Below are 26,165 nucleotides of genomic sequence, written 5' to 3' on the forward strand. Positions count from 1 at the left end.
AGATTAGGAAGCCCGAGCCGGTTCCGCAACGGCCCCGGGCCGATAAGTGGCGCGCTGTCGTTCCCGGCCTGTCGCCTCCCAAAACGGAAAAGAATTTCCTCCGAAATGGATGTTCCGGAGTCGAAAGCATCCTTATGACGGTATCGGGATTCGTGAGCACGTGAGTTAAGCGAGCGTGCTTTCGCGCCAACAGAATCCGCGAATGAGAATGGAAGGTGTCGATAATGCCTCATCTGGCCTGGTCGAGAGCGCGCCATCGCATGCAAGCGGATGATCCAATGGTCGCCGAAGCCATCCGTCTTATGGAGAAGGCGCTCAATCTGTTCGACAATGCAGGCATAGGAACAGCCGCCTTTGCCTGCCACCTGTCGATGGCCATTGATTGCGCTCAAGCAGCGTTCGACGCGGATGGGGTGAGCATGCTTCGGCAATTTGGCGACAATGAAGCCCTACCAGAGGGTGGGAGCCTCCATTAGGCAGCGGACGGGCATCGTCTCAGAGCGATCGACTATCCAGACAGGCGATTGCCTGGAGCAAGTAGCGACGCGTCTTTCGTCGGCTCATTCCAAGCAAGCGGGCCACCTCCGCGACGGTCAGGCCATAGGATGCTGTGAGGTAAAAGATCTGCCGGGCTGGAGGTGGAAGCATGTCGAGCTTTTGTGCTGCTCGCATTGCGGTGCTCAGAAGGTCGGCTGGCATGTCGTCACGGCCGACAATGAGCCAGGCCCGGATCGCTATACCCGATGCGCGAACATGGAATTCAGTTTCGAGGGCATCGATTTCGATATCCCGGCGCTCGCTGCAGTGGGCGCGCGCGAAGGCGATCACCGGCGGGCCAGAGCGACGGCCGGAACCGAGTGATTGTCGAGATGGACTATTTTGAGCCGAGCGACGAAGACGGTGGGCAATGGCGCGAATCAAGCGCGCGAGCGTGAGCCATGACATAAGCTGTTCCTAGGCGGGGCCGAGCTTCCAACGACCAGCGCAGGAAGATCGAACGGGGGAGACTGCCCCTCTCCCACCCTCTTCCCTCCTCAGGCTTCCCTCCTCAGGCCATTATGCGCCTCAATCATGCCCGGTGGCATTTGCTTGCGGGAAAATCTCGATTCGACTCGGCGAAATGCCGGCGAAACCCTCTTTGTAGCGGGATGAACGGCGACGATTTCCCGGTGACGATCCCTGTCTTCTGAACAGGGAGTGCCGAAGCATGATCCAGATTTTCCAAGGTTCGCTCGCGCTGGGAACCAACGCGCTGTTTGATGCGATGCATCGCGATCGCAAACGGATCTTCGTTGATTTGCTAAAGTGGGATGTACCCGTTGTCGAGGGTAGATACGAGGTCGATCAATTCGATGACGAGCGCGCGGTCTATCTGGTGGCGCCCGACTCCGATGGCGGCCATCGTGGGTCGATCAGGCTGCTGGCCAGCGACGGGCCGCACATTCTCGGCTCGGTTTTTCCCTGGCTTTGCGAGGATGACGTTCCCCGCTCACGACACGTGTTCGAGATCAGCCGGGGATGCCTTTCCCCCCGATTGCGGGCTGCGGAGCGACTGCAGGTCCGAAATGCCCTGACTACCGCTGCCGTGGAATATGCGCTGCTCCATGACATCGAGAGCTTCACCTGCATCGCTGACTCTGGCTGGCTGAGCCAGATTCTCTCACTCGGATGGGACTGCTGGCCGCTGGGTCTTCCTGTGAAGATCGGCCGCGTTCTGACCGGCGCTCTCAAGATCGACATCGGCTCGGACACGCTGCGAAAGTTGCGCGAGGCGGGGACCTACGCACCGGCACAGCTCATCTTTGCGGTACAGGCCGAAGGAGTCGCGGCATGAAAATCATGTCTTTCGCCGCGGCGCGGCCCCGCTATGACGGTCACACAGATATCGTCACCCGCTTGTTTTCTCAGGGATATTGCGTCGTCGAGGACGCGGTTGGACAAGGCGATTTAGCGGCCCTTCGGCGTGACCTTGAACCGCTGTTCGAGCAGACACAGCGTTCGGTCGGACCATTCTACGGTGATGCCACGAAGCGGTTTCATGGTTTGCTTCGCCGCAGCCGCCACATGGAGACGTTCGTGCTTCAGCACGATATTCTCCGCGCGGTCGAAACGGTCCTCGGAAACCACTGCGACTCGATTCAGCTCAATCTTACCCAGGCAATCGAGATACTCCCGGGAGGCGAGATGCAGCCGCCCCACCGGGATCAGGACATGTGGCCGCTTCGCACGCCGGGCGTCGAATATCTCGTCAATGTCATGTGGCCGTTCACGCCTTATTCGGCTGACAATGGTGCGACGGTCATATGGCCGGGAAGCCACCGCCGACAGGACGAGATCGTCATCGACGAGAGCGAGGCGATCCCGATCGAGATGGCGCCGGGGTCAGCGCTGCTGTTTCTTGGATCAACACTTCACGCCGGCGGGGCAAACAGGACTCGCGCTCCGCGGCGCGGTATGATCGTGAGTTACAGCCTGGGCTGGCTGAAACCTTATGAACTGCCGTGGCTGGCCTACCCTCCCGAGGTAGTCAGCGCCTTGCCCCGGGAGTTGGCCGAATTGGCCGGCTATCGGGCACACAGGCCCAATTTGGGAACCCACGAAGGACGTTGCCCATCCTACCTTCTGTCGGGCGAGCGTGCAGATCTCGGTGCGATCGACGCTTTGCTGCCCGAGCAAGAGGAACTCATCGCCCTTTATCGGACGGGCGCCTTGGCGCCATCCAACAGCCATGCGGCTCCCTGAGAGCGGCAACCAGCGAGTATGAACCATGAATAGAACGACAAGAAGCCGCGATCCCGCGGCGCTTTGCCGGGTGGAGGCGTGTCGCCTGCTCATTGCCGAACGCAAGCAGATCGGTACGCATCTGGGTTTCGATCTTTGTCCGGTGCCGGCATGGGATATGCTGCTCGACCTGTATATTGCCTTTCACGAGGGTCGAGAGACGCATATCTCTTCTCTGTGCCTCGCTGCTAATATCCCACTGTCGACGGCACACCGGAAAGTCGGCGAGATGGTGCAAGAGGGAATCCTGCAGCGCGGCTTTGCCGGTGGGCGCGTGACCGTCGACTTGACCGGGAAATATGTCGAGAAGCTTGATCGCCTTTTCGACGACTTGATTGCAGCCGTGTTCGCCGATGGGATGTATTTTCCGAACCTGCCGTGCCAGACCTTGGGCGGTAAGTCCTCACTCGGTAATCAGGATGTCGCGCAAGGCGCAGGTAAATGAAATCCTGCGCGGTATCCTTTCACTCCGAGTAGCTGCCCGGTGAGTCGCCGCTTGGATCAACCTGAGATTATTCAATAAGATGCTGAGAGCGCTTGATCTCTCGCAGTTGATCCCGTTAGCTATCGCGTCAGGCCGCGCATCGGAGCGATTGCCGAGACCACATTGACCTGTTGAAAGGAATATAGACGGATGAACAATAGCGATCTAGCCGAGGCGGTTGCAGGCGCACACGGGCTCAGCAAAGCGGACGCCAAAAAGGTGGTCGACACCGTCTTCTCCACGATTGGCGAGGCTGCGGCAAAAGGCGATGAAATTTCGCTCAACGGTTTTGGCAAGTTCAAGGTGAAAGCGTCTTCCGAACGCCAAGGTCGCAATCCCGCGACCGGCGAGACGATCACCATCAAGGCATCCAAGAAACTTGGCTTTACACCCGCCAAAGTCATCAAGGACAAGCTTAACGGTTGATCTGGAATTTGGCGGCGTCTCATGTGCGCATGAGACGTCGTCACGTTGCCATCGCAACAATTTTCAGGACAGTAGACCAAGAGCCTTAAGTGCCGTTGGTCTGCCGACGGCATCAGGTGAGATGATGGCCGCGTTAGCGCGAGCGATTGAGCGCGCATGAGAAGCGAGCTTGGATCGGGCAGATCATGCCCGAGCGTTGCACGCGAAGGCAAGCTGTCGACATGCAATGATTGGCACCGTCCTCAATGAAAATCGTCGTTTCGTATGCGCAGGATTTCCTCCTGCTCGGCGGCGGTGCCGTAGGGAGGTGATGCCAGGGTCCGACCGCGCGGCGCCCAGCTCGGATCGCGCGAATTGGAGTCACCGCCGTTCTTTGCGCCATCACTGCGTCCCGGCGCGACCGCGAAGTCCATGCGGCCGATGCTGCGCAGCATGTCGTCATGGTCGGCGATCCCGTTGCAGCTGATGTGTGTGACCTCGCCCCCTTTCTGGAGTAGCGAAATCAGCGAGCGAGAATTTCTGCGTCAGATGGTTTCGCATGCCTTATTTCGAGCGTCATCGGCGGCGAATGTCGTTCCCCGCAACGCGTTGCGCGTATCGAAGCGTCCCGCATTCAGGCATAGTGGTGACCATGCGAGCGTTTGTTCTGACCAAATATGGCGGCCCCGAAGCAGCCGAATTGCGCGAGGTGCCGCAGCCGCGCCCCGGCCCGAACGAGGTTCTGGTGTGGGTGAAAGCGGCGGGACTCAATCCCGTCGATTTCAAAATCCGCCAGGGCATGTTGAAGGTCGTCCAGCGCTACCGCTTGCCCACGGTGATGGGCAACGACCTGGCCGGCGTCGTCGAGGCGCTCGGCGAAGGTGCATCCCGCTTCGCGATCGGCGACCGGGTCTTCGCCCGCGTCGCGAAGGACGCGCTCGGCGCATTTGCCGACTATGCGGTCATCCCGGAAACCCCTCCTGGCGAAAATGCCCGCCTCGCTCGATTTCGAGACAGCAGCGGGCGTCCCGCTCGCCGGTCTCACCGCGCTGCAAGCGCTGCGCGACGAACTGCATCTCAAACCAGGCAGCAGCGTCTTCATCCCCGGCGGTGCGGGCGGCGTCGGCACATTCGCCATCCAGATCGCCAAGTGGCTCGGGGCGGAGGTCACCACCACCGCGTCACGGCGCGGCAGGGCTTTGGTTGAGCGGCTCGGAGCGGATGTCGTGATCGACTACACGACGCAAGACTTCGCGGATCAGGTCCGCGACATGGACGGCGCGTTCGACCTGCTCGGCGGCGACACGCTTCACAAGATTTTCGGCGTAGTGAAGTCCGGCGGAAAGATCGTGTCGATCGCGGGTCTGCCCGAGCCGGAGACCGCGCGTAAAGATCTGGGCCGCGGTATCGGACTCGCGGCTCTGTTCTGGTTTGCAAGCTATCGCTCGCGCGCCGAGGCCAGACGGCACGGCGTCGCCTATCGGTACCTGTTCATGCACCCGAGCGGCGCCGAACTCGCCGAACTCGGCCAGCTCATCGAGGACGAGAGGCTCGAACCCGTCATTGACCGGGTGTTCCCCTTCGCCGATATTGCCGAGGCGTTCACCTATCTCGAGGCGGGGCGAGCCAAGGGCAAAGTCGTGGTGCGGATGGACGACGACGCCGGCTAATCGGCTCCAAGCAACTGCAAGGTCTCTGCATCACGCTCGCCGCCGAACCAGCGATCAAGTGCTGAGGCCAGAAGCGCCGAGGGCTGCACGGCCTCGAACAAGGTCAGCGACGATCGCAGCTTCATCGCGTCGATCGCACCGAACACCGCGACGGGATCGCTGATCGGCAGATCCTGAAGCGCCGTCACGCAATCGCGATACCGGGTGCCCAGCACCGGATGATCGAGATAGGTACGCGCTTCGTCGACCGAGCGGATGCCGTAAAATCTCACTTTCTGGCTGCGGCAGACCCGCAAGCTGCAGGAAGATGAACCTGATCCAGTGCGACCGCTTGGCGTCGCGCCGTATCTCGGCAAGCGCCGTCGCATAGGAGGATCGCTGCACTTCGACGAAACGCTCCAGCGACCGGTCGTCGGCGTCACAGCAGCTCGGGCTGCGCCGCGAGCGGCGGATAGCGTACCGACGCCCCTCTTGCTTAAAATGATGGACTTTCCAAGTGACCATCTTATATGACCAGTCGTAACAGTTGACCATGAGGAAGAGCCATGCGTGCTGAGACATACGGCGCGGCCGATTTCAAAACGAAATGCCTGGCGATCCTCGATCGGCTAGCAAGCCGCGACGTGGACCAAGTGACGATCACCAAGCGTGGCCGCGCGGTGGCGGTGCTTACGGCCCCGCCGAGTACTGCCGATGCCGTTGGAACCCTCCACGGCTTCATGCGCGGTTCCGTTTCCGTGCCACGGGGCATCGATCTCCTCGCTCCCAGCCTTGATGAAACCCTGACTGCGGAAGACGGCAAGCTCCACGGATGACGAACGGTCAAAAGCCGACGACTGCCCCTCGCGCGGTGCTACTCGATACATGTGCGGTCATCTGGCTCGCCAATGGCGATTCCATCGCGCCTGCGGCACTCGAAGCCATCACCCACGCGGCATTGGCGGATGGCGTGTTCGTGTCGCCTGCCTCAGCGTGGGAGGTTGGTTTGCTAAGCCGGGTTCGGGGCGATAAATCTCCTAGTGTTGCCTTTCTGCCCGATCCACAAAGTTGGTTCGCCAGTTTCATGGCGGGACCGGCAATCAGGGAAGCGCCGCTCCTGCCGGAAATCGCAATCGCCTCTTCGCTCTTACCAGAACCCCTTCACGGCGATCCTGCGGACAGGTTCATCATTGCGACCGCAAGGCATCACCGGGTTCCGGTCATCACACGCGACGGCAAGATCATTGAATATGCTTCGGCTGGCCATGTAAGCGTTATTGAGTGCTGAACAGCGCGACCGGTGAGCCCGGAGCACAAGGACGAGCGTTACCCATGGCTGATGAGGCGTGCGCTCGCACGGTCAACGATCTGAAGCGGCTACATACGCATCGCTGATGTCCACCATCGATAAGCCAGGTTGCACGCCCAGCGAGATTTTTGCATAGCTCGTCCGCAGCTGAAACGAGCGTTCGAAAAAAATCGGGCTGCCGCGGATTCCCCCCAACCTGAAGAGCCTGATCTGCGGATCAGTTGGGAGAAATGGGGATACCCGTGGGATCTTGCACCCGCGCTGCTCTCCTTGCGAGGTGTTAAATACACCAAAAGCTTGACGGTGTGATCCACATTCGGCTTGCGTCACCATCTCGATCGCGCCAACTAGAGCTGTTCCCGTGAACAGGACGGGAATGGGGCCTGGAAAACCCCTCAAGCAACGCAGCTCGGTCACAGCAATGCGGCCGGGTGGCATGCGCGCATGTCCAACCGGCAACGGTAAAGGCGCATGCGCTCTGCGCGTTGCCAGGGTTTTTCCACATCCGGCTTTGGCCGTCGCCCCGAGTGGACATAGGGCGCGACGCGAATGGACCAGAGCACGGAACGAACATCGGTGAATCTCGGCTGCATTCTGCCGCATCGGGCGTGTGCGTGATGCCGCCGCGGCTGAACGGACACGCACAGCCAAACGGCATCGTGGCCGAAAAGTCCGATGGAGGCCCCGAGCCTGCTGGTTTTCCTGAATTCTATAGAGATGAAGTGCCTGCCCTGGTGCGCTTCTTCCGCAGGAGGCTGAGGTCGTCTGATGAAGCAGAGGATCTTGCCCATGAGGCGCTTGCCCGCTTCCTGCGGGCATCCCCTGTGACGCAGATCCTGATGCCGCAGGCCTATCTCAAACGGATCGCAGGCAATCTCCTGCGCGATCGGGCGGAAAGTGCATCGACCCGTTTGGCGGATTTGTCAGTTCCCTTGGACGAGAGTATGGAGCCACCAACGCCCTATGATCAGCATCGCGAACTTGTCGGTCGCGAGGAGCTCGAGCATTTCAATGTAGTCCTTCAGCAGTTGAAGCCGCGCACGTTGGAGATCTTCTTGATGAGCCGCGTGGATGGCTACACATACAAAGAAGTAGCGAAGAAGTTGGGAATGACTCTTTTTGGCGTTAAGTGGCACATGTTGAGAGCTATCGAGCATATTGATCGGCATCGGAGGGACAGGTGAGCGGTGGCCGATATTTCTCAAGGGCGCGACGCATCGATCGGCAGGCCCATAAATGGGTTATGCGCATGCTCGACGATCCTCAACGTCATGCCGCGAAGCTACAGCGCTGGATGGCTATCAGCCCCGATCATCAGGCAGCATATAAGCGGGTCGTAACCGAGGTCGGCTATGCCAGCGATGCCGCCACGCTTATGCCGTCGCTGCGCGCGAGCACAGAATCCAGCCGATCGACTTGGCAGCGGCCTACCTATTTCGCCGCAGCCACTGCGATCGCCGGTGGTCTCCTCCTCGCCGTCGGTTGGCATTTCTATTCCTCCAGCACGGCAGTCCTTCCCAGCCCGCTCGAGCAGGTTCAAACTGTGGCGATAGCCGATGGTGAAAAGGAGATAAGGCTCGCGGATGGCTCGACCGTGCTCATGCACGGCGCAACCACACTCAGCATCCGCTACGGCTCTACAGAACGCGCTGTCCATCTTCTGAGCGGCCGCGCGCGTTTTGACGTCAAACATGATCGAGCTCGTCCCTTTGTCGTGTACGCGAAGGGTGGCAGCGTGACCGCTGTCGGAACAGTCTTCGAGGTTAGCGTAGAGCGGGACGTCCAGGTGCGCTTACTCGAGGGGCGTGTGCGGGTTGCGATGCCACCGAAGGTCCACGAGGCGAAAGGTCGAGAAGTGCTTCTCGCCCCCGGGGAGAAAGCCGCGTTTTCGCCGGCGCCAGAACCGGCACAACAGCCATCTATCAGCGAGAGGCAACCTCCTCAGCGGAGCCTCAACACGTTCGATGATGTGCCCGTCTCTGTAATTGTTGCCGAGGTCAACAAGCGATCTTCGACCAAAATCGAGCTGGTCGATGAAACTGCGGGCCGGGAAAGAATTTTTGCAGACCTCAACCTTGATGATGCCGACGCTGTAGCTCGAAGAATCGCGAGAGGCCTTGGATTGACGATCGACCGCAGCACACCCGGTGTGATCCGGCTTTCGAAAGGCCACTAACCGCTTTCGCGCATATTCCGTCTGACCCAATGCAGCCGCCCCACGGAAAGGGGCGGCCTCAATTGGGGGCTCGGAATGAGATACTATCGAAGCTTCGTTCTCTGCGGCGCGGCCGCACTGGCACTGACGATCAGCAATGCGAGCTGCGCTCAGGAGCCTGGTGAGCGTGACTACAACGTCGCGGCACAAGACCTCAAATATGCGTTGCGCGATATGGCGCGACAATCCGGGCTGGAACTGGTCGCCCAAAGTGCCGCGCTGGCGGACAAGAAAGCGCCCGCACTGCGCGGCCACTACTCTGCCGTTGAAGCACTGAATTTTCTTCTGGCCGGCACCGGCCTGACCGCTGAGATCAGCGAAGGTACGATATTCATAAGGGGGCGATCGGAGCCGCCCGTCGCGGCGGCTGTCGCTGAAGGCGGAAGTTCCGATATCGTTGTGACGGGCTCGCGGATCCGCGGAGCGGCGCCGGCGTCCCCGGTCATTGCTTTATCCCAAACGCAAATACGCCTACAGGGGCAAAACAACCTCGGAGAAGCTATTCGTAGCTTGCCGCAGAACTTCTCCGGTGGTCAAAACCCCAGCGTCGGTGTTGGGAATTTTGGAGCGACCACCACCAATTTCAACGGCACATCCAGCCTAAATCTGCGGGGCCTCGGCCCAGATGCATCCCTTACATTGCTGAACGGGCATCGCTTGGCATATGATGGCGCAATTCAGTCAGTTGATATTTCGGCTATTCCTTTAGGTGCCGTCGATCGTATCGAGATAGTCGCTGATGGCGCTTCTGCGCTCTACGGATCCGATGCAGTTGGCGGTGTCGCCAACATTCTCATCAAGCGTGACTACGATGGCCTGGAGGCTTCATTTCGGTTTGGTGCCGCCACAGATGGTGGAAACGTACAGCAGCAATACACGCTGGTGGGTGGCCGTAAGTGGTCGAGCGGCGGTTTCATAGCCGCTTACAGTTACGAACATGATACACCCATTTTGGCGAGGCAGCGATCCTATGCCAGCGGTCTCTTCGGACAGGAAGACCTCCTACGCTACCAGAGTGTGCACAACGCGCTCTTCAGTGGGCATCAGGATATTGTCGAAGGCGTAGAACTGGGGCTCGATGCAATTTACAGTCACCGCGCGACCGGTGGGAATCTCCCATATACCACGACTAACGATGTCTTTTTTAGCGGGCAGATCGATCGAACCAAAGCAGAGTCTTTCTCAATCGCGCCATCGATAAAGGCAGAACTCGGTGGGGACTGGAGAGTCAGCCTAACTGGCACATATGGCAAGGACAGCACCCGCGCCCACTCGGACTATTACAGCGCGGGAGATGTCGTCTTCGTCTACGCCGGCTGCAATTGCAACGAACTGAAATCGGTCGAACTAAACGGAGAAGGGGCGCTCTTCGAGCTACCTGGAGGAACCGCCCGGCTGGCTATCGGCGGAGGCTACCGCTGGATTGGTTACAAGGTCACTGTCGGAGGAGTCTTCAACTATACGGCTTCACGCGACAGCTACTTCGCTTATGGTGAAGTGAACCTTCCATTCGTAAGCCAGCACCAAGGGATTCCATTCGTCAACTCACTCACACTGACAGCAGCGTTGCGGTACGAAAACTATCCCGGAATGGATAAGGTCGTGACGCCAAAGGTCGGATTGATCTACGCGCCGACCGAAGATTTGACCATCAAGGGTAGTTGGGGAAAGTCATTCAAGGCGCCTACGCTCGTTCAGGAGAATTTTCCGCAGTTTGCCTATGTCTATCCCGCGAGCGCTATCGGCGCTGTCGGTGTGCCGTCTGCAGCGACGGTTCTTTACCTCGAAGGCGGCAGCAAAACGCTGAAGCCCGAACGCGCCAATACCTGGAGCGGTACCGTCGTCCTCCACCCGCGCGCCCTTGCCGGTCTCAATCTGGAGGTCAGCTACTTCGACATCCGCTATCGCGATCGCGTCATCCAGCCGATTGCGTCACTGGGCGGCATTCTATCCAATCCGATTTACCAAGGTCTTATCACCTACTCCCCCTCGCTGCAGCTGATCGATTCGGCGATCGGGCGCGCAGCAACTGGACTGAGCAACCCTTTCAACGTCGCCTATGATCCCAATGATATCATCGCCTTGATAGACAATCGAAACGTGAATGTCGCGGCGCAGAAGTTGCATGGCATTGACCTCCTTGCGTCCTATCGCAGCGATCTGGGTGATGGCCGGTCACTGACGTTCAGCGCGAACGGAAGTTACCTCAAAAGCTCGCAGCAGCTAAGCAGCGCACAGCCAAGCGCGCCGCTTGCGGGGACGATATTCAATCCGCCGCATTACCGTGGGCGCGCAGGCGTCGTTTGGGATGACCCTTCGCTCGTATTGGCGTCATACCTGTCCTACATTGGCGGTGTGACCGACAATCGGTCCACGAGCACGCGCCATGTCGGGTCGATGACGACACTCGATCTGACCGCCGTGGTGCATCTGAACCGAGCGACAGGAATCTTCGGTGGGATTGACCTCACCCTTTCCGTTCTGAACGTCCTGAACGACAAGCCGAGTGTGATCAGAACCGGCGTAGACTACGAGACCCCCTACGATTCTACAAACTACTCGTCGGTGGGACGCTTTGTCAGCCTCACGATTACAAAGCGCCTCTGATGCGCATTTTAGCGTGGACAACAGGAGCCTTGATCCTGTTGTTATCCTGTCCGGCGCTCGCAAGCGCGGAGTACGCCGCGCAAGCGTCGCCGGACTGCGCTGATATCATTTCAGCGACCGGGCATAGTCGGGCAAGCCGCCTGCAGCCGGAAGATATGATAAGGTTGAGGGATATAGGTCCGCCTGACGGCTCTGCAGCGGCGGCCGGTTTGATCAGCGCTTCGCCGGATGGGCGTCATCTGGCTTTCCAGATACGACGGGCGGATCCCGCAGCAAATGGCTACTGCCTTGCGATGGTAGTGATGGAGGCGCGGCCTGGCGCGGTGCCGCGCATCGTCGATCAGGGTGGTGTGCTCATCAGGTATCAGTACGATGATCTTTGGGGCTTGGCCGGGTGGCCAACCGGCTGGCCGGTCGAGATTGTACCGCGCTGGTCGGCTGACGGCCAATGGATTGCTTTCCTGAAAAAACAGGGCGCCCGGGTTCAGGTTTGGCGAGCGCGCGTCGATGGGAGCTCCTCCCAAGCCGTCACGCGTTCACCAGACGATGTCGTCGGTTTTGCGTGGACAGGGGACGGCGGCATCATCTTTTCGACCCGCCCCGAATACGGTCGTCGACTGGCCGCAATCGAAAGCGAAGGGCTATCTGGCTTTCTTTTCGACGATCGGTTTTGGCCGCTTGCTCGCAGCCGCCCAATGGTACGAGCAGGCTCTTCATTGGTCGCCTTTCACGTGAACGTCGAAAGCCAGGAACTTCGGTCCGCTACGCCGGAGGAAGCGCGCACCGTGGGTGCAGTACAGGAGGAGGAGCGCGTTGAGCGGCCGCTTCTTTCGGTGGTGCGGGAAGGGCGAAGGGCGTGGGTCACGAAGCGCGAGCCGCAGCGTTATGTGTCGCCTACATCCCTGTCGGTGACATTGCCGGACGGGACCACAGCCACATGCACATCCACGGCCTGCGATCATATCGTTGACCTTTGGTGGTCCGCCGGCAGCGCTGGCGTGCTGTTCCTCGCGCGAACGGGTTGGGGAAGCAGCGATCTTTCACTTTTTGCGTGGGATCCGTCGGTTGGATCACCTCGCAGGATTTTGGCGACGGCGGATCTCCTGGTGGGCTGTCAGCCGACCGGGAGACACTTCTTCTGTCTGCGAGAAGGATCGACTACGCCCCGACATCTGGTCGACATCGATCTCGTCACAGGGACGTCGCGCACCCTGTTCGAGCCCAATCCGGAGATTGCATCGCTGCGCCTCGGACAGGTTCAGCGCCTTCAGTGGAGAAACAACCGGGGGCAGGAGTGTTTCGGCGACCTCGTGCTTCCACCAACGCATAAGCCCGGGGAGAAGCATCCGCTCATCGTAGTCCAGTATCAAAGTCGGGGCTTCCTGCGCGGCGGTACGGGCGATGAATATCCCATCTTCCTTTTTGCATCACATGGCTATGCCGTCCTGAGCTTGCAGCGGCCACCGGAACGGGGCGGTCTTGGAGACGCAAAAGATCAGATATCGTTCGAGCGGTCGAACATAGCGAAGTGGGCGGACCGAGAAAGTGTGTTGTCAGCCGTTCTTGAAGGAGTCCGTCTCGCTGAATCGATGGGCGTCATCGACGAGGACCGCATCGGATTGACAGGACTGAGTGACGGAGTCTCAACCGTCATGCACGCGCTCATCGAGACGCATATCTTCAAGGCGGTGTCGATCAGCCAGTGCTGCGACGACCCAAAGATCCAGACTAACTATGTGGGCTCGCAGTTCTCCGACTTCCTCCATCAGGTTGGCTATCCTTCACTGGATGAGGGCCGCCTCGACTTCTGGCAACCTCATTCGCTGGCACTGAATGCTGCACGTGTTTCGGCCGCGATCCTTATCCAGGTATCCGAGGATGAATATCGCTCCGCGCTGGAGTCGTTCGCTGCTCTTCGCCATAGCGGGAGGCCGGTTGAAATGTATGTCTTCCCGGACGAACATCACATCAAGTGGCAACCCGCGCATCGCATGGCGGTGTATGAGCGCAATCTTGCGTGGTTCGACTTCTGGCTGCGCAGTATCGAGGATACATCGGTGGAGAGAGCCTCCGAGATCGCTCGTTGGAAAGCGATGAGAGACAGCTCGGCATCCGCCCCAGCTAGGCAGGTTGCGACCTGGCCCACGCCTCGACGTCGGCCAGGTCAAGAAGGCGGATATAGTCCGTGCCGGTCGTCGGGCCGGATCGAGCAAGTTGGGCCCGGACGCTGTCGACATCGATGATGTTTCGGCTGGCGAGCAACCCGTCGCACAGCCATTTAATCAGCGCAGGCCTGTTCAATTCGAGAATGGCGAGGAGGAGGCTGTCCGGACTTCCCTTGGATCGTCGCTGGATGATCTGCCGCGGAAGGTCTCGCTCGAAGGCTGCTCGAGCCAAGGCTCGATTGACGCCGCCCGCGCACCACATCCAGCTTGGTACGGCAAGGCAAAGTTCTACCAGCGGCTGAGACAGAAGAGGCGACACCATGAAAATCGGCCCTCCGCTTGCAAACCCTTCCCGATGATAGTGCGATTGGGCGAGGCCGGCGAGTTGTCCCAGTTTGCCAGGCAACAGCGTGGCATCAGAGTCAAGCCAGGGATGGGCTGAGGCATCGGGGCCAGCCGCGATCACGTCGGCGTGAAGATATCTCGTGTCCATCCGCCAGCGATAGGGCCGGCGCCAGGAGGCCGCTCGCGAGATTCCACGGTGTAGCACGGACCATATTCCCACACCGGTGATATGGCTGACATCGACGGATGTCTGGAGGGCACCGCCAATGCCATCCGCAAGCAACCGATCGGCAACGGGACTGGCTGATTGAAGAAAGCAGAAAACCGCGTCTCCTGCGTTCCCGTTGAAAACGACTTCGGCACCCACGGCCTTCGCCGCAAGCAGGGTCAAGCGGTCGGTTTCTTGCACATGGGAGCGAGCGCATGGGCGCGGAAGATGGGCGCCGTCGCAGACGGTTATATCGACCCTTCGCGGGTCGAAAAATGCGTCCTGAAGCGGAAATCCAAGATGGTCTGCCACCAGGCTTGCATGGTCTCGTTCGTCACCCTCGGGTTGTGTCGTTGCTATCGTCAATGCGGAAAGTTGCGCTCGGTTGCCCCGCAAGGCGGCCGCAAGGATCGAGCTATCGAGACCCCCTGATATCTGGATAAGAATGTTACGGTAGCAGGAGGCCCAAGCGTGAACGCTATTGAGCGTCACGCGACGCACACGTTCGATCGCCTCTTGCTTCCCGATCACGTTGTCTCGCGGGCGGGCGAATTTCGCAGGCGACCACAGTTCCTCCAGCTTTGATCCATCTTGTCTCAACGTCAGCCGGTGCCCTCCGGGCAATTCGGTGACCCCTGAAATGCATGTCGTGGCCGTTCTCAGATCGGGCCGCAAGAGCTGCTGGGTGATTGCCGACCAGTCGATTGAGGCAGGCGGCTCTGTGAATTGGCGGGCAGTCGCGATGTCTGACGCTACCAACCAGAGTTCGTCGCATCGAAAATAATAGCACGGGGCAGTTTCGAGGGGGTCGCGCAAAATATGGACTTCGTCAGCGCCGTTTCCGCCGAAAACTGCTACATAAGATCCCCAGTGCCTCTCGACGAATTCGTGTCCCGAGCTTTTCTGCACCCGCTCTGCCAGTGCGCCGTCGAGTTCCACCACTCGTTGCGGTTGGACTGTCCAGAATAGATGCCCGATGACCGCTGAGGACCATCGCTTGTTCGTAACCGCGCTTGTTCCGTCGGCTGCATAGATACTGAACTGTGGAGCTTCAAAGAGTTCGCGAAGTGCGAATTCCGGGTCGTCCTGTGGACGGATTCTCGCTCTCGCTGCGGCTGATCCGACAACGATGACGTATCGCAAGGCCATCAGATTGAAAGGATCGGCGTGAAAAGACGCGTGTGGTCGAGATCGTCGTTGAGCACGCAATCACCGTCCTGCACCCAGCAGTGGGCGGCAAAGGGCGCGAGCTTCACGCCGAATATCAACGTCGGGGAGGTGCCCGATGATAGCAGGAGCTTTGCGAGCGCGAGCGAATAGAGCAGACAGCGCTCGTGCTGGCCAAAAACCGAACCCAGCGTTTTGAGAGCCCCGGCAATTGCGAGGGAGCGCGCCGGTCTTCTCCGCGGCCCCAGCCCGCTCTTTCGCCGACGGATGCTTTCAAGGATCAAATGAAGGCGGCGGTACTTGAGGAGGAGTGCCGAATGACCCAGAGCTACAACCGCGCGAGCGATGTCGGCCGCAGTTGGAATCCGCTCGATGACCGCGCAATCAATACGGGCGATTGGGTGGACAGAGGGAGAAAGCCGGGTGTGACAATCCTTCTCCACGAGATAACCTTGGTCGAGCAACGCTCGCAATCCGGGGGCGACGCGGTCGATCTCTTTGCCAGCCATCATGCATAGCAACGCCGAGGATGTGCTCTCCCTAACGCCAAAATATCTGTCGTTTGCTACGTCGAGGAAAAGCACATGCTGTTCGATGATGCAGAACGAGAGCTGGTCACGCAGTGCCAGCGCCATTAGCTCCTCCGTTGAATGGTGAAACTGGCGCGCGGGCAGCCGCGCGCCAGCCTCTGCTGCAGTCAGTCGTCAGAAATGCCGCCGATCAGGTTTTTGGGCTGACCGTTCTGATCGGTCGAGCCGCTTCCCATCCCCTGGGTAACGGCGCTGGCGGTGCCGAGGTCGATGATCTCATCGACCTCGGAGTTGTCATGACGATCCATCTTCATCTCCATCGTGCGCGCGATATTGCGCGAAGGGAAGACTATCGAGCAGTCGCCATATTCCCGATCTTATATTCTCCCAATTTGAGAGCATATTTACCCGGCATGGCTACCTTCCACCGGGTTTTGAAATGAGAGCAGGCAAATCCTTGAATCTATGTGGCTCAGTCGTGGTTCAGCGCGCCATCATCTCAGCGACAAGCTTCGCCGATCGGCGTAGCCGGCGCCGATGGTACCCCCAGACGGCGTGTCGAATGGATACGGCGTCTCCGGTTGCGGATACAGTGACGAGAGACTCAAGCTCGGACAAAACTCCTTTGATGAGATCAATCTCCGCTAGTCGCACCCGAAACAGGCGAGCTGAGGCATTCGCGATGGCTTCAATATGCTCCGCATTTCCCGATGCGCCGCCGAGGACTGCAAATAGCGTTGTGACCGCTCGAGCGAGTATTTCAGGATCAAGGTCTGGACTTAGTGCGGGCAATATTCCTCGTTCTTCCGCAGTGAGACGTCTTGTTACAGCCTGTCGAATGAGCTTGTCGTGCCAGCTGTAGAGGTCGTGAAGAGACTCCTTCGATGGAATTGGCAGTTGGAACCCGCCAACCGGCAGTGCCTCGATTATTCTCTCTCCGACCAGGCGGTGCATGGCGTCGCGCAACGGGGAAACACTTACATTGAACTCTTCAGCGAGGCGTTGCAGATTTAGAGGCCAACCCGGCTTGATTGCACCAATAATTATTCGTTCCCGTAGAAGACGGTATGTTCGTTCTGCTGCGACAGGTTCGGGCGACATGATGAGTCGTCACGCAGCGGTGAGTGGATCACCGGGCTCGGCGTTGGGCCGAAATTGCCGTGCGATGGACTCCATATAGTAGTCGCCGATGCACTGGATGCACCGCTTCTCCACGCCATCCGGGTCGTCGAGGAACAGTTGGAGTGGAAACTTCATATCATTCTCCATGAAGATCAGAGGAAAGATCAAATGCGATGCCGCCATCCCGAGCGCGAATGCGCAGCGGAAGTGGTTCTCGATCGTCGATTTGGGATTTCCGGACTCGATTTCGCGAAGCCAGCGAACACCGATGCCGACTTTTGCCGCGAGTTGGCTCTGTGTCATCCGTACATGTTTGCGCCGCTCCTCGATGATCTTGCCGGATAACAGCTTGATCTGGCCGAGACGTTCGGGCTCTGTCACCTGGGTTGTACTTCGAAGCGGCATGTCCAGGTACTCCCTGAAACTTGCCCGAAGATCCCATGCGCAGTCCGAGGCTTGACGATGGGTGTTATTCACGCCCTACGTCAAATATTTTCTTTCCCAACTTGGGAGACGAAGTTACTGAACTTCCTTGGAAATCTTACCTTGCGGAGTAAACAGCTTGTTAGCCTTGCCGGCTTCTCCGCCGCGGCGGCGCTACACGCTCGAAGGCCTCGACAAGCTGTCGATCTTCTGCCGATGCCAAGGACAATAGTGCGATGATGTAGAGATGACCCATTTGCGGCGCCGATGGACATTCATGTCGATTCAATAACTTATCAGACACGCGCTTGGTCGCGTCAATAAGCGCCGTCGACGATCCGACGAACCGGATATTGTCGCCGATGCAGTGATGTAGCCGCTGCTCTTCGAGTTCCGCGACGACGTCACATGCGTCCTGGCCTTCCAATATCGCAACAGCCACCATCAGGGTCACACCGTAAGGAATAAAGTTCTGCAGCAAATGCGCGAGACGGCAATGACATTGAAGGAAAAGGTCTATGCCCTCTTTCGAAAGTCGTAATTTGTACGTCCGCGACTGCGCCATGGCTGTCCTTCCTTCGAGTCTCCGACTCGCTCTCTTTCTCCTTCGCTAGACGAAGCTTGCGCCGAAATGGCCAGCGCATGAAGCACAGGACACATAAGCAACCGGCACTACAGTGCCGATTGCGGCTTCTGTAGAGCCGCTAGCGGCGCCGCCAGTGCCTTGACCGGCTCCTGGAGTGCCCTGGCCCTTGCGGACGGCTCCGGCGTTCGATCATGAGTTCGCCATCCCGACAGGGGGACGGCGAGCACAGTCCGAGAAGCCCAAGCTCCCAGCCCGAACCCGGAAACATGGAAACGGAAGATCGGAACACCCGATTTTCCGAACAGGAGGTGCTGTGTCCAATGTACAAACATTCGTCGCGTCTGGTCGCCCTGCTCTGCGCCGTGGCGTCCGGTTCGATCGCCGAAGCCCGGGGCACGCGCCTGGTCTTGCCAACGCCGGCGATCGAGAGTCGCGCGGAAATCCGCGCAACGGAGGGTGGCTTCGCAATCTACACCTTGCCTCTGTCGCTGGACATCCACCCCTCGCCGGTAGCGGTCTCGGTCGGCAGCTCCGTCAGGATCGACAAGGCGATCCTCGTGCAACCGAAGCTGCCGGCCAGGAACGCAGTGCAATGACCGGCGCAAAGCGAGGTCTCCTCGCGGCGAGCGCAGCACTCGCGTTTGTCGGCCTCATCGCAGGTCCGGCTTCCGCGCAGTCGCAATCGGCGGCAGACAAGGATCTCGCAAAGGCGGCGGCGGAAGCTGAGCAGCAGCTCCATCAGACCTTCACGAACCTCAAGTTCGACGATTTCGGCCCGGCGCCGGTCAAAGGTCCGATCTACCAGGCGATCGCCGGCGGCAAGATCATCTATTATGCGCCGCAGAGCGAGCACATCCTGCTTGCCGCGATCTACGATAAGAACGGCGTCAATGTGACCGCGCTTGCGCAGGATGCCAGCACGAGGCGCAAGCTGGGCGTGGTCGATCCTGCAAAGGCGCTGGTCATCGGTCCAGCGGGTGCGCCGACGGTCATCGAGTTCACGGATCCGGATTGTCCCTATTGCCGCGCGCTCGAGAAATTCTGGGCAGTCAAGGAAGCGGAAGGCAAGCCGGTCCGGCGCCTGGTCTATTTCGTGAGCGGCATCCATCCGGAGGCGGCCGCGAAAGCCGAGCATATCCTGTGCTCCCCGGACAAAGCGGCAGAGTTCAAGGCGATCTACGCCGGAGCCGCGCCCAAAGAACTCCATAAATGCCTTCCCGGCCGGTCGAAGGTCGAGGCCGATGCTGAAATCGTCCGTCAGGTCGGGATCAGCGGCACCCCTACGTTGATCGTCGACGGGCGGGTGATCTCCGGGTTCCAGCAGGGCGAGCTCGAGGAATTCCTCTCGAAACCCAAGCAGGAGGGGAAGGCCCCGCAGTAGGCCGGCCAATCCACGGGAACAAACAGGTTTTTGGCGGCCGCCAGGTGCCCTGCCCAACATCGGCAGAGCGTCGACGGACCGGAATGCCGACGGCGGCGCGCTCCAAGGGGGAGCCGTCCAACGCCACCATCGGTGCCACCGAGACAAACTCGAGCGGCGATCGTCCGGACGGCTCCCCAAGCGGAGTAATGGGAATGATCAGGAAAATCGGTAAACATGCGGTGTCGTTCGCGAATGTCGGCGTCCCTTTGGTGCTGTTCGCGGCGATGAGCGGTGGCGCGCATGCCTTCACCGCGCCCGCCACGGGCGACCTTGGTTACGACATCTACGATATCGTCGTGAACAAGGGCGTGAAGGGGCCGCTGGGTTTCGTCGGCGGCGTCGCGGCCTTCCTCTTCGGCGTCTCGCGGCTGTTCTCGAACGTGATGGTCGGCATTCCGACCATCGTCGCCGCGGTCTGCCTGATCAAGTCGGACACGATCCTCCAGACCTTCGGAATGGTGATCTGAACGATCGGCGGTCGCACCTTATCGAAGGCGCCGCCGCGCACAGGTCGGGTCCATCCCGGGCCCGAACGAGGACAACCGGCTTGGCCGGTGTGTCTTGAAGCAGGAGGAGAAGAGCGTTGGACGAACGTCTGCCCCAGTATCTCCATCGGCCGGTGCAGATCCTCTGGTTCGGCTCGGACGAGTTCATATTGGTCATGTCGACCATCTTCGTCGCCGTCATCGTCGGCGGAGTGATCGGCTGGACGCTGATCGGCGCTCTTCTCCTTTTCATTCCCTGGAAGCGCACCAAGCCGCGCGGGTTCATCCCGCATCTCGCCTGGCGTTGGGGCCTGCTGCGCTTCCGTCACTATCCGGGTCCGACACAGACCCGCTTCTTCGAGTGAGGCGCCCCATGCCGTTCCTCAAATCCTGGGCCAAGTCACAGGCCGACCCGCTTTTGGGAAAGCCCGCAAGCTGGGGCATCCACCGCTATCTGCAAGGTTCCTCGAACCTGTTCGAAGAGAACCGGCTGCTAAAGTTCGCGATCGTCGGCCTGTTCGGCGTGGCCGCGGTGCTTGGCGCGCTCATATACACCTCCAATCAGAATCAGCGGACAGTCGTCGTGCCATTCGGTGCAGGTGGCGATCTGTACGTCACCGGGAACACCCCCTCGCCCGGATATCTGCGGATGATGACCCGCAATATCGTCAGTATGGCGGGGACCTATTCGGCCTACTCAGCGGATCGGCAGTTCCAGGAGTTGCTCGCGATCGCGCACCCCTCGGCCTATAACGGCCTGCGCGATAGCCTGAGCGGCATTCTCGACGAGCTTGCCGACAATCCGACCTTGTCCATCGCGACCTATATCCGTCCCGATCAGCCAGTCCTGACCACCAATACCGACATATTGGTGCCGGTCGAAAAGGTGCGCGTCATCGGCGGCGTGATCCGCAAGTTCCGCGGCAATCTGCGCATCGGTTACGCGCTCGAGAACGGCCGCTTCTGGCTCACCTCCCTTCACGAGGAGAATTTCGATGCCGATCGCTGATCGATCCGGCGTGGCACGTCCCTACGCACAAGCCGCCGCTCTTATCGCCTTTGCCGCCGTGATCGCCGGCCAGGCCCAGGCCCAATCCATCACGGCACTGCCCGATCAGACAAGCAGCATCCGCCTCTCCAATCGCGACATCAACCATGTCGTCTGCGAAGGCGGCGAGATCGAGGATGTCAAATTCTCGGCCGAGAAGGCGATAGCGGTCGAACGTGCTGGATCTGACGCCTGGATCAAATTCCTGGTGAAGGAGGTCGAAACCGAGGGCGTGCCAACCCGCACCTACGCGACGGCCGCATCTGAATTCTTTATCAGCTGCAATGGGGCGGTCTATCCGCTCTATGCCGAGCCGTCCGATATCCCCGCGCAGACAGTAATCCTGACGCCGGGCGCTGCCCAGCGCGCCCGAACCAACGCCGATTTACTCGGTCCTCTGGTCGAGGAAGAACGCGCGGTCTCGATCACTCTGGCCCTGCTGCAGGACCGCGTTCCCGCAAGTTTCTCCGAGGTAGCGCCCATCGCGCGCGATTTTGCCCTGCCCTCTCTGCCGGCCGCATCGCTGCATGAAAGGCGGCGGATCTCGATCGACGGCGCGGGGCTTTCCGCGAGTGAATATCTCGTCAGCGTATCGGCGGCCCAGCGCATCGACGAGCGAGCGTTTCTGGTTTCGAACCTCGGCGCCAATATTTTCGCGATTACGCTCGATCGCACGGATCTTCGCGCAGGCGATACCGCCCGGCTGATCGTGGTGCGCCGAGGAGCGGTCCAATGAGCGGCGAACGCGAAGAGATCGCGCCCGAGGATGGCGCACCGATCGAGCATAGCCCCTATCAGCAACGTCTTGCCGAGCAGGCATCCCTCGATCTTGACGTACCGCCGCCAGGTTCAAGCTGGGACGCGGTGCGGGCGCGGTGGGACGGCCTAAGTTCCCGTCAGAAGCTGCGGGCCAAGCAGTTGGGTGTCGCGGCCGCCATCGGCGTGCTCGGCTATGGCCTCTATTCGGCAAGCAGTTCGGATACGCCTGCCGCGACGGCGCCGGCTGCATCGAAGCTCGACATGGGCGCCGGCCTGCGCGGTGACAGTCTCGAAGTCAAACTGCGCGGCGACCTGAAAAAGGTCCTCGACGGCCAAAATCTGCTTGGCGACCGCATCACCGCGATCGAGGAAGGAAAGACGCCAATCGGCCCGCATGCTGCCCCCGGCAGCGATGCGGATGGTGGGCCGCTGCCGCCAGCGCTGCCTGGCAGTCCTCCCGATCTGCCCGCACCACCCTCCCCGTCTGAGATCGGCAGTGCCGATGGCAGCTTGCCCGCACCGCCGGTGCCACCATCTGCGCCCCCGGCGCCCCCCGCGCCGCCTGTCGAAAAAGTCGTAGGCGCGATCGGACAAGCGACGACGCCCGTCGTTCCCAAGGACGCCGCGGGCGGATCGGCGGACTCGAAAAAAAAGAATCGGACGATCTATTTGCCACCTGGTTTCATGAAGGCGAGGCTGCTGACGGGGATCGACGCACTGGCGAGCCGGGACGCGACGTCCAATCCGGAACCGATCATCGCTCGCGTCCAGGCGCCCGCCGTGCTCCCCAATGACGTCAAGGCCAACCTGTCGGGCTGCTTCGTGATCGGCAACGCGACCGGCAGTCTCGCGAAAGAGCGCGTCGAGATCCAGCTCGTCTCGCTCTCCTGCGTCGACTTCGATGAGCATTCGGTGGTCGACCAGCCAGTGAAGGGCTTTTTCGTCGACGCGGATGGGAAGAAGGGTCTGTCGGGCAAGGTCGTGACCCGCGCCGGCGCGGCGCTGGCCCGCACCTTCATTGCCGGCACGATCAGCGGAATCGCGCAGACGGTCGAAAACACCTTCGGCGACACGTCCACCTCGGCACTTGGGACGGTGCGCACGCTCGACGCCGGCGATGCCGCCAAGTCGGGCATTGCCGGCGGGCTCTCCAAGTCCTCGGACAAGCTCACCGACTTCTATCTCGACCTCGCGCGGCAGGCCGGACCCATCGTCGAGGTCGGCGCCGCGAAGGACGTGGTCGTCGTCATCCAGGAGGGCGTGACCCTCGAGATCAAGCCAACCGCGGGGAGCAAATTCTGATGCGCGTTCAATCTGTCATCTGTCAGCCGACGTTTCCGAACGGTCGCCTGGCTCTCCTCCCCGCCCTCGCGCTGCTCTCGTCCTGCGCGACAGTCGGTTCGCTGATGTCGCCCTATTCGGAGAAGTTCAGCTGCAAGAACAGCGACCATGGTCAATGCATCCATCCCGAGAAAGCGTATGAAGATGCGGTCGCGGGACGGGCGTCGCGCTCGGATCCCACCGTCACCGCCGATCGCAAGCTGCTTAAGAGCGGCGCGGCGGACGGCGCGGTTCCATCTGCGCCCGTCGGCGGCCGCACGGCGCGGCAACAGGCGCCGGCACCAGGTGCCTTCGCCGGCTACCGGGACAGCGTCTATCGCGAGCTTCAGGGCCTGATCGATGATCCGGTGACGCCGATGCTCAAATCGCCGCGTACGGTGCGGACTCTGATCCTGCCCTATGCTGACCGCCAACGGCCCGACCGGCTGTACATGCCGCGCTACGTCTATTCGATCCTCGAGGCGCCAAGCTGGGTCGTGGGCGACTATTTGGTCAATCCGGTATCGCCGGCAGCGCAGGCGCCTGTGCTCGGTCAGGTCCGCGACAAGCCGTCAGACGACGGCGCCCCTGCCTCGTCCCCGGAGCCGCGGCCGTGAGGGCGCCGGGAACCCGACATGGGGGCGGGCTTACCTTCACCCGGTTGCGCCAGAGCGTGGCACGCGATCGCTTCTCCGATTTCCTGCCGCTCGTCGCCTGGGACGAAAGAGAGGAAGCTTTCCTCTGCATCGATGATGGCTTTGGCTATGCGTGGGAGCTGGTGCCGTCCGCCTATATGTTCGCGCACGTCCATCAGGCACTGCTCGGGTTGCTCAATGTGCATTTCGATCCAGGCACGGTTCTTCAGATTCACAGCTTTGCCGATCCGCTGATCGACGCCGCGTTGGACGGATTCCTTGATCTCAAGACCCGCGCGGATCCGCTGATCCAGGCGTCGGCCCGGCGCACCGCCGACTATCTGGGGATGGGTCGCCACGGCCTTCGCGCCTTGCACGGCATTCCGCTGCGCGACTTTCGCACGATCCTGTCGGTGAAGACGCGGCGGCCGATGGCGAGCGACATGAAGCGCCAAATCGAGGAGCAGCTCGACAAGCTTGGCATCACCCGGCTTGCGCCCGAAGAGACCGTGTCCTTCTATCGCCGCATCTTCAATGGCGTCTACACGGGCGCGCCGGGCGTATTCACGAGCGAAGCGAACGCGCAAGGGTCGGCGCCACCGATCCGCAAGCAGATCATCGACGCCGGTCCCGATCTGCTTTTCGACGGTCCGGAGGTTTTCCTCGGAAACCAGGTTGCCCGTTGCCTGACGCCAAAATCACCTGCGCGGCGTATTTCCGCCGAACGCGCGAATCGTCTGACCGGCGGTATGCGAGGAAGCGCCGAGGACAGCGACCAGATCGGCGGGCCGTTCCTCTACACCCTCAACGTCCTGTTCGACCATTCCGCGTTCGAGATCCACAAGCGTGCTCAGGTCCTTTCCGCGCAAAAAGCAGCCGGCAGCTTCGCGGTCGAAGTGGGCAAGCAGATTGAGGAGATCGGCTGGGTCCTGGACGAGGCTGGCAACTCGAAATTCGTCCGCGTCATCCCGACGGTCTGGGTGTTCGGCCGAGACAGCGCGCACGCCCGGGAGATGGCCGCACGCGCCAAGCGGTTATGGGAGAGCGAGCCCCTGCCCTTCATGATGCAGGAGGAAAGCTATCTCAACCCGATCCTGCTGCCGTTGAGTCTGCCTTTCGGCCTCTATCCCGACAATCGCACGATGCGAATGCTCGAACGCGACTTTCGCATGCCCGTGAAGGCGGCGGTACTGATGTCGCCGATCCAGACCGATTTTCGTGGGGGCGGCCGCCCGGCCCTTCTCTATACCGGCCGCAAGGGCCAGTTGATCACGCTCGATCTCTTCGATCCGCGCATCAACAATTATAATTTCATTGTCTCCGCCGAAAGCGGCGCGGGCAAGAGCTTCCTGCTCAACAATCTCTGCCAGCAATATTATGCGCAGGGCGCGCTGATCCGCATCATTGATATCGGCGGCAGCTACCGGAAGCTCTGCACGCTCTGCTCGGGTCGCTACATCGACATCGGCGAGGAGCAGCTCGTCCTCAATCCGTTCGATATGGGTTTCGCCTTGGACGGCGAGGATAAGCAGTCCGCAATCTCGATGGCGGTCGCCATTGTCGCTGAGATGGCGAATGCCGCGACCCGCAAGGGTGTCTCAACGTCGGAGTGGAACCTTCTGAAATCGGCGGTCCAATGGACGATCGACGAAGGCCATGCCGAGGAAGGGATCGACGCGGTGCGCGCCTGGCTCGGCGCCTATCCCGAATTCGCCGCGTCGGATCTCGACCGCGTCGATCATCTGGTTCCCGTCGCGCGGGAGCTTGCGTTCAACCTACGCGATTTCGCGAGCGAGGGTGCCTACGGCCACTTCTTCAACGGTCCATCGACCTTCGACATCACCAGCGACGAATTCGTCGTGCTCGAACTCGAGCGCCTGAAGGCGATGCCGGACCTTTTCAACGTCATCGTCATGGTGGTGGTGAACGCGGTCACCCAGGAACTCTACCTCTCCGCCCGCGATCGGCCTCGCTTCGTGCTCTGCGATGAGGCCGCACAGTTCATGACCAAGACCGAGGGGCAGGATCTGTCGCGCTTGGCCGAAGCCTTCGGTCAAGGCTACCGGCGCGCGCGCAAATATCAGGGCAGCTTTGGCATCGTCCTGCAGTCGATGAATGACCTGTTGCTGTTCGGCGGCACCGGCCAGGTGATCCTGGAGAACGCTGCCACGCGGTTCCTGTTGCAGGGCTCGACCTACGATAAGGCCGTCGAGAACAAAATCCTCGACTATTCGGGATTTGTTCTCGAGCTGCTGAAATCCGTCCGCAATTCCAAGCCGCACTATTCGGAAGTCTTCATAGACTCGCCGCTTGGGCTGGGTATCGCGCGGCTCGTCGTCGACCCCTTCTCCTACTGGATCAACACAAGCGCTCCCCAAGAGGTTGCCGCTTTCGAAGCCAAGCTGCGCGCGGGCAAGTCGCCGCTCGAAGCCGTGTGCGAGCTCGCCGGCGTCGATGCGACCGAGATCCTCGGGCCGCGCGCCGAGGCAGCGGAGTGAG

General features: G+C 60.5%; 29 protein-coding genes and 2 pseudogenes. 21 read left to right on the forward strand and 10 right to left on the reverse strand.

Going from position 1 to position 26,165, the window contains the following annotated elements:
• Positions 1 to 224 precede the first annotated feature (224 nt).
• On the forward strand, positions 225 to 476 hold the full coding sequence (locus Sj15T_RS05205; RefSeq protein WP_013041622.1) for a hypothetical protein: 252 nt from the start codon (positions 225 to 227) through the stop codon (positions 474 to 476).
• Between the two features lie 19 nt (positions 477 to 495).
• On the opposite strand, the gene Sj15T_RS05210 is transcribed toward Sj15T_RS05205, so the two are convergent.
• Positions 496 to 945, reverse strand: a complete 450-nt coding sequence (locus tag Sj15T_RS05210) for a sigma factor-like helix-turn-helix DNA-binding protein (protein WP_013041623.1) — start codon at positions 943 to 945, stop codon at positions 496 to 498.
• A 262-nt stretch (positions 946 to 1,207) separates the two neighbouring features.
• Between Sj15T_RS05210 and Sj15T_RS05215 the strand changes: the two genes are divergently transcribed.
• The 4 genes from Sj15T_RS05215 (at position 1,208) to Sj15T_RS05230 (ending at position 3,691) form a co-directional block, all read left to right on the forward strand.
• Entirely contained in the window at positions 1,208 to 1,834 is a 627-nt protein-coding gene (locus tag Sj15T_RS05215) for an acyl-homoserine-lactone synthase (RefSeq protein WP_013041624.1), read from the forward strand.
• Positions 1,831 to 2,742, forward strand: coding sequence for a phytanoyl-CoA dioxygenase family protein (locus Sj15T_RS05220; protein ID WP_013041625.1), 912 nt, complete (start codon positions 1,831 to 1,833; stop codon positions 2,740 to 2,742). Before Sj15T_RS05215 ends, Sj15T_RS05220 begins: the two co-directional genes overlap by 4 nt.
• 25 nt (positions 2,743 to 2,767) lie before the next feature.
• A complete protein-coding gene (locus Sj15T_RS05225; RefSeq protein ID WP_148225627.1) occupies positions 2,768 to 3,226 on the forward strand; it encodes a MarR family transcriptional regulator in 459 nt (152 codons plus the stop codon).
• Between the two features lie 189 nt (positions 3,227 to 3,415).
• Positions 3,416 to 3,691, forward strand: a complete 276-nt coding sequence (locus Sj15T_RS05230; RefSeq protein WP_013041627.1) for an HU family DNA-binding protein — start codon at positions 3,416 to 3,418, stop codon at positions 3,689 to 3,691.
• A gap of 242 nt (positions 3,692 to 3,933) precedes the next feature.
• Here the strand turns inward: Sj15T_RS05230 and Sj15T_RS05235 are convergent, their stop codons facing one another.
• Positions 3,934 to 4,125 (reverse strand): hypothetical protein, encoded by a 192-nt coding sequence (locus Sj15T_RS05235; protein WP_013041628.1) that lies wholly within the window; start codon positions 4,123 to 4,125, stop codon positions 3,934 to 3,936.
• Between the two features lie 534 nt (positions 4,126 to 4,659).
• On the opposite strand from Sj15T_RS05235, the gene Sj15T_RS05240 reads away from it, so the two are divergent.
• The gene (locus Sj15T_RS05240) at positions 4,660 to 5,340 is read left to right on the forward strand and encodes an NADP-dependent oxidoreductase (RefSeq protein WP_253720789.1); all 681 of its coding nucleotides are present in this window, start codon (positions 4,660 to 4,662) and stop codon (positions 5,338 to 5,340) included.
• On the opposite strand, the gene Sj15T_RS05245 is transcribed toward Sj15T_RS05240, so the two are convergent.
• Positions 5,337 to 5,612, reverse strand: a complete 276-nt coding sequence (locus tag Sj15T_RS05245) for a DUF1810 family protein (RefSeq protein ID WP_338057857.1) — start codon at positions 5,610 to 5,612, stop codon at positions 5,337 to 5,339. The two genes, Sj15T_RS05240 and Sj15T_RS05245, sit on opposite strands and share 4 nt — an antisense overlap.
• Positions 5,613 to 5,679: 67 nt before the next feature.
• Positions 5,680 to 5,901, reverse strand: a pseudogene (locus Sj15T_RS05250) (hypothetical protein); the annotation flags it as partial.
• Here Sj15T_RS05250 and Sj15T_RS05255 point away from each other — a divergent pair.
• From Sj15T_RS05255 to Sj15T_RS05280, 6 genes and pseudogenes are all read left to right on the forward strand, one after another.
• The gene (locus Sj15T_RS05255; RefSeq protein WP_013041631.1) at positions 5,886 to 6,155 is read left to right on the forward strand and encodes a prevent-host-death protein; all 270 of its coding nucleotides are present in this window, start codon (positions 5,886 to 5,888) and stop codon (positions 6,153 to 6,155) included. The pseudogene Sj15T_RS05250 and the gene Sj15T_RS05255 sit on opposite strands and share 16 nt — an antisense overlap.
• Positions 6,152 to 6,607: a type II toxin-antitoxin system VapC family toxin gene (locus Sj15T_RS05260; RefSeq protein ID WP_013041632.1), complete on the forward strand. Its 456-nt coding sequence runs from the start codon at positions 6,152 to 6,154 to the stop codon at positions 6,605 to 6,607. The genes Sj15T_RS05255 and Sj15T_RS05260 overlap by 4 nt, the downstream gene beginning before the upstream one ends.
• Before the next feature lie 638 nt (positions 6,608 to 7,245).
• Entirely contained in the window at positions 7,246 to 7,812 is a 567-nt protein-coding gene (locus Sj15T_RS05265; protein ID WP_148225628.1) for an RNA polymerase sigma factor, read from the forward strand.
• On the forward strand, positions 7,809 to 8,804 hold the full coding sequence (locus Sj15T_RS05270) for a FecR domain-containing protein (RefSeq protein ID WP_013041634.1): 996 nt from the start codon (positions 7,809 to 7,811) through the stop codon (positions 8,802 to 8,804). The genes Sj15T_RS05265 and Sj15T_RS05270 overlap by 4 nt, the downstream gene beginning before the upstream one ends.
• A 75-nt stretch (positions 8,805 to 8,879) precedes the next feature.
• Positions 8,880 to 11,450, forward strand: a complete 2,571-nt coding sequence (locus tag Sj15T_RS05275) for a TonB-dependent receptor (RefSeq protein ID WP_013041635.1) — start codon at positions 8,880 to 8,882, stop codon at positions 11,448 to 11,450.
• A 155-nt stretch (positions 11,451 to 11,605) separates the two neighbouring features.
• Positions 11,606 to 13,477 (forward strand): annotated as a pseudogene (locus tag Sj15T_RS05280) (Atxe2 family lasso peptide isopeptidase); the annotation flags it as partial.
• A gap of 94 nt (positions 13,478 to 13,571) precedes the next feature.
• Here Sj15T_RS05280 and Sj15T_RS05285 read toward each other — a convergent pair.
• From Sj15T_RS05285 to Sj15T_RS05310, 6 genes are all read right to left on the reverse strand, one after another.
• Positions 13,572 to 15,107, reverse strand: a complete 1,536-nt coding sequence (locus Sj15T_RS05285) for an asparagine synthetase B family protein (protein WP_161601892.1) — start codon at positions 15,105 to 15,107, stop codon at positions 13,572 to 13,574.
• Between the two features lie 209 nt (positions 15,108 to 15,316).
• On the reverse strand, positions 15,317 to 15,970 hold the full coding sequence (locus tag Sj15T_RS05290) for a lasso peptide biosynthesis B2 protein (RefSeq protein WP_013041638.1): 654 nt from the start codon (positions 15,968 to 15,970) through the stop codon (positions 15,317 to 15,319).
• A 62-nt stretch (positions 15,971 to 16,032) separates the two neighbouring features.
• Complete coding sequence (locus Sj15T_RS05295) at positions 16,033 to 16,173, reverse strand: benenodin family lasso peptide (protein ID WP_013041639.1); 141 nt, start codon at positions 16,171 to 16,173, stop codon at positions 16,033 to 16,035.
• 175 nt (positions 16,174 to 16,348) lie between these two features.
• Positions 16,349 to 16,966 (reverse strand): GntR family transcriptional regulator, encoded by a 618-nt coding sequence (locus Sj15T_RS05300; protein WP_013041640.1) that lies wholly within the window; start codon positions 16,964 to 16,966, stop codon positions 16,349 to 16,351.
• 9 nt (positions 16,967 to 16,975) lie between these two features.
• Positions 16,976 to 17,464, reverse strand: coding sequence for a helix-turn-helix domain-containing protein (locus Sj15T_RS05305; RefSeq protein ID WP_148225630.1), 489 nt, complete (start codon positions 17,462 to 17,464; stop codon positions 16,976 to 16,978).
• 88 nt (positions 17,465 to 17,552) lie between these two features.
• Complete coding sequence (locus Sj15T_RS05310; protein ID WP_013041642.1) at positions 17,553 to 17,975, reverse strand: hypothetical protein; 423 nt, start codon at positions 17,973 to 17,975, stop codon at positions 17,553 to 17,555.
• A 287-nt stretch (positions 17,976 to 18,262) separates the two neighbouring features.
• Between Sj15T_RS05310 and Sj15T_RS05315 the strand changes: the two genes are divergently transcribed.
• The 9 genes from Sj15T_RS05315 (at position 18,263) to Sj15T_RS05355 (ending at position 26,164) form a co-directional block, all read left to right on the forward strand.
• A complete protein-coding gene (locus tag Sj15T_RS05315) occupies positions 18,263 to 18,592 on the forward strand; it encodes a hypothetical protein (protein WP_148225631.1) in 330 nt (109 codons plus the stop codon).
• Positions 18,589 to 19,377 carry a DsbC family protein gene (locus Sj15T_RS05320; protein WP_013041644.1) on the forward strand — a complete coding sequence of 263 codons (789 nt, stop codon included), beginning with the start codon at positions 18,589 to 18,591 and terminating at the stop codon, positions 19,375 to 19,377. Before Sj15T_RS05315 ends, Sj15T_RS05320 begins: the two co-directional genes overlap by 4 nt.
• 194 nt (positions 19,378 to 19,571) lie before the next feature.
• Complete coding sequence (locus tag Sj15T_RS05325) at positions 19,572 to 19,886, forward strand: hypothetical protein (protein ID WP_013041645.1); 315 nt, start codon at positions 19,572 to 19,574, stop codon at positions 19,884 to 19,886.
• A gap of 116 nt (positions 19,887 to 20,002) precedes the next feature.
• Positions 20,003 to 20,269 carry a type IV conjugative transfer system protein TraL gene (locus tag Sj15T_RS05330; protein ID WP_013041646.1) on the forward strand — a complete coding sequence of 89 codons (267 nt, stop codon included), beginning with the start codon at positions 20,003 to 20,005 and terminating at the stop codon, positions 20,267 to 20,269.
• 8 nt (positions 20,270 to 20,277) lie between these two features.
• Positions 20,278 to 20,913 (forward strand): TraE/TraK family type IV conjugative transfer system protein, encoded by a 636-nt coding sequence (locus Sj15T_RS05335; RefSeq protein ID WP_013041647.1) that lies wholly within the window; start codon positions 20,278 to 20,280, stop codon positions 20,911 to 20,913.
• Positions 20,900 to 21,688 carry a type-F conjugative transfer system secretin TraK gene (locus tag Sj15T_RS05340; protein ID WP_013041648.1) on the forward strand — a complete coding sequence of 263 codons (789 nt, stop codon included), beginning with the start codon at positions 20,900 to 20,902 and terminating at the stop codon, positions 21,686 to 21,688. Before Sj15T_RS05335 ends, Sj15T_RS05340 begins: the two co-directional genes overlap by 14 nt.
• Complete coding sequence (locus tag Sj15T_RS05345) at positions 21,685 to 23,013, forward strand: TraB/VirB10 family protein (protein ID WP_013041649.1); 1,329 nt, start codon at positions 21,685 to 21,687, stop codon at positions 23,011 to 23,013. Before Sj15T_RS05340 ends, Sj15T_RS05345 begins: the two co-directional genes overlap by 4 nt.
• Positions 23,013 to 23,648: a TraV family lipoprotein gene (locus Sj15T_RS05350; RefSeq protein WP_013041650.1), complete on the forward strand. Its 636-nt coding sequence runs from the start codon at positions 23,013 to 23,015 to the stop codon at positions 23,646 to 23,648. Before Sj15T_RS05345 ends, Sj15T_RS05350 begins: the two co-directional genes overlap by 1 nt.
• Positions 23,645 to 26,164 carry a TraC family protein gene (locus Sj15T_RS05355; RefSeq protein ID WP_013041651.1) on the forward strand — a complete coding sequence of 840 codons (2,520 nt, stop codon included), beginning with the start codon at positions 23,645 to 23,647 and terminating at the stop codon, positions 26,162 to 26,164. Before Sj15T_RS05350 ends, Sj15T_RS05355 begins: the two co-directional genes overlap by 4 nt.
• Position 26,165 lies beyond the last annotated feature (1 nt).

This window comes from Sphingobium sp. TA15 (genome assembly GCF_037101235.1).
Classification (GTDB): Bacteria; Pseudomonadota; Alphaproteobacteria; order Sphingomonadales; family Sphingomonadaceae; genus Sphingobium; species Sphingobium indicum.

Excerpts from the sequence above, each read along its gene's own strand:
- Sj15T_RS05205 (WP_013041622.1), top strand. The coding sequence starts at position 225 with ATGCCTCATCTGGCCTGGTCGAGAGCGCGCCATCGCATGCAAGCGGAT.
- Sj15T_RS05210 (WP_013041623.1), bottom strand. The coding sequence starts at position 945 with ATGTCATGGCTCACGCTCGCGCGCTTGATTCGCGCCATTGCCCACCGT.
- Sj15T_RS05215 (WP_013041624.1), top strand. The coding sequence starts at position 1,208 with ATGATCCAGATTTTCCAAGGTTCGCTCGCGCTGGGAACCAACGCGCTG.
- Sj15T_RS05220 (WP_013041625.1), top strand. The coding sequence starts at position 1,831 with ATGAAAATCATGTCTTTCGCCGCGGCGCGGCCCCGCTATGACGGTCAC.
- Sj15T_RS05225 (WP_148225627.1), top strand. The coding sequence starts at position 2,768 with ATGAATAGAACGACAAGAAGCCGCGATCCCGCGGCGCTTTGCCGGGTG.
- Sj15T_RS05230 (WP_013041627.1), top strand. The coding sequence starts at position 3,416 with ATGAACAATAGCGATCTAGCCGAGGCGGTTGCAGGCGCACACGGGCTC.
- Sj15T_RS05235 (WP_013041628.1), bottom strand. The coding sequence starts at position 4,125 with ATGCTGCGCAGCATCGGCCGCATGGACTTCGCGGTCGCGCCGGGACGC.
- Sj15T_RS05240 (WP_253720789.1), top strand. The coding sequence starts at position 4,660 with ATGCCCGCCTCGCTCGATTTCGAGACAGCAGCGGGCGTCCCGCTCGCC.
- Sj15T_RS05255 (WP_013041631.1), top strand. The coding sequence starts at position 5,886 with ATGCGTGCTGAGACATACGGCGCGGCCGATTTCAAAACGAAATGCCTG.
- Sj15T_RS05260 (WP_013041632.1), top strand. The coding sequence starts at position 6,152 with ATGACGAACGGTCAAAAGCCGACGACTGCCCCTCGCGCGGTGCTACTC.
- Sj15T_RS05265 (WP_148225628.1), top strand. The coding sequence starts at position 7,246 with ATGCCGCCGCGGCTGAACGGACACGCACAGCCAAACGGCATCGTGGCC.
- Sj15T_RS05275 (WP_013041635.1), top strand. The coding sequence starts at position 8,880 with ATGAGATACTATCGAAGCTTCGTTCTCTGCGGCGCGGCCGCACTGGCA.
- Sj15T_RS05290 (WP_013041638.1), bottom strand. The coding sequence starts at position 15,970 with ATGGCGCTGGCACTGCGTGACCAGCTCTCGTTCTGCATCATCGAACAG.
- Sj15T_RS05295 (WP_013041639.1), bottom strand. The coding sequence starts at position 16,173 with ATGGATCGTCATGACAACTCCGAGGTCGATGAGATCATCGACCTCGGC.
- Sj15T_RS05300 (WP_013041640.1), bottom strand. The coding sequence starts at position 16,966 with ATGTCGCCCGAACCTGTCGCAGCAGAACGAACATACCGTCTTCTACGG.
- Sj15T_RS05310 (WP_013041642.1), bottom strand. The coding sequence starts at position 17,975 with ATGGCGCAGTCGCGGACGTACAAATTACGACTTTCGAAAGAGGGCATA.
- Sj15T_RS05315 (WP_148225631.1), top strand. The coding sequence starts at position 18,263 with ATGGAAACGGAAGATCGGAACACCCGATTTTCCGAACAGGAGGTGCTG.
- Sj15T_RS05320 (WP_013041644.1), top strand. The coding sequence starts at position 18,589 with ATGACCGGCGCAAAGCGAGGTCTCCTCGCGGCGAGCGCAGCACTCGCG.
- Sj15T_RS05325 (WP_013041645.1), top strand. The coding sequence starts at position 19,572 with ATGATCAGGAAAATCGGTAAACATGCGGTGTCGTTCGCGAATGTCGGC.
- Sj15T_RS05335 (WP_013041647.1), top strand. The coding sequence starts at position 20,278 with ATGCCGTTCCTCAAATCCTGGGCCAAGTCACAGGCCGACCCGCTTTTG.
- Sj15T_RS05340 (WP_013041648.1), top strand. The coding sequence starts at position 20,900 with ATGCCGATCGCTGATCGATCCGGCGTGGCACGTCCCTACGCACAAGCC.
- Sj15T_RS05345 (WP_013041649.1), top strand. The coding sequence starts at position 21,685 with ATGAGCGGCGAACGCGAAGAGATCGCGCCCGAGGATGGCGCACCGATC.
- Sj15T_RS05350 (WP_013041650.1), top strand. The coding sequence starts at position 23,013 with ATGCGCGTTCAATCTGTCATCTGTCAGCCGACGTTTCCGAACGGTCGC.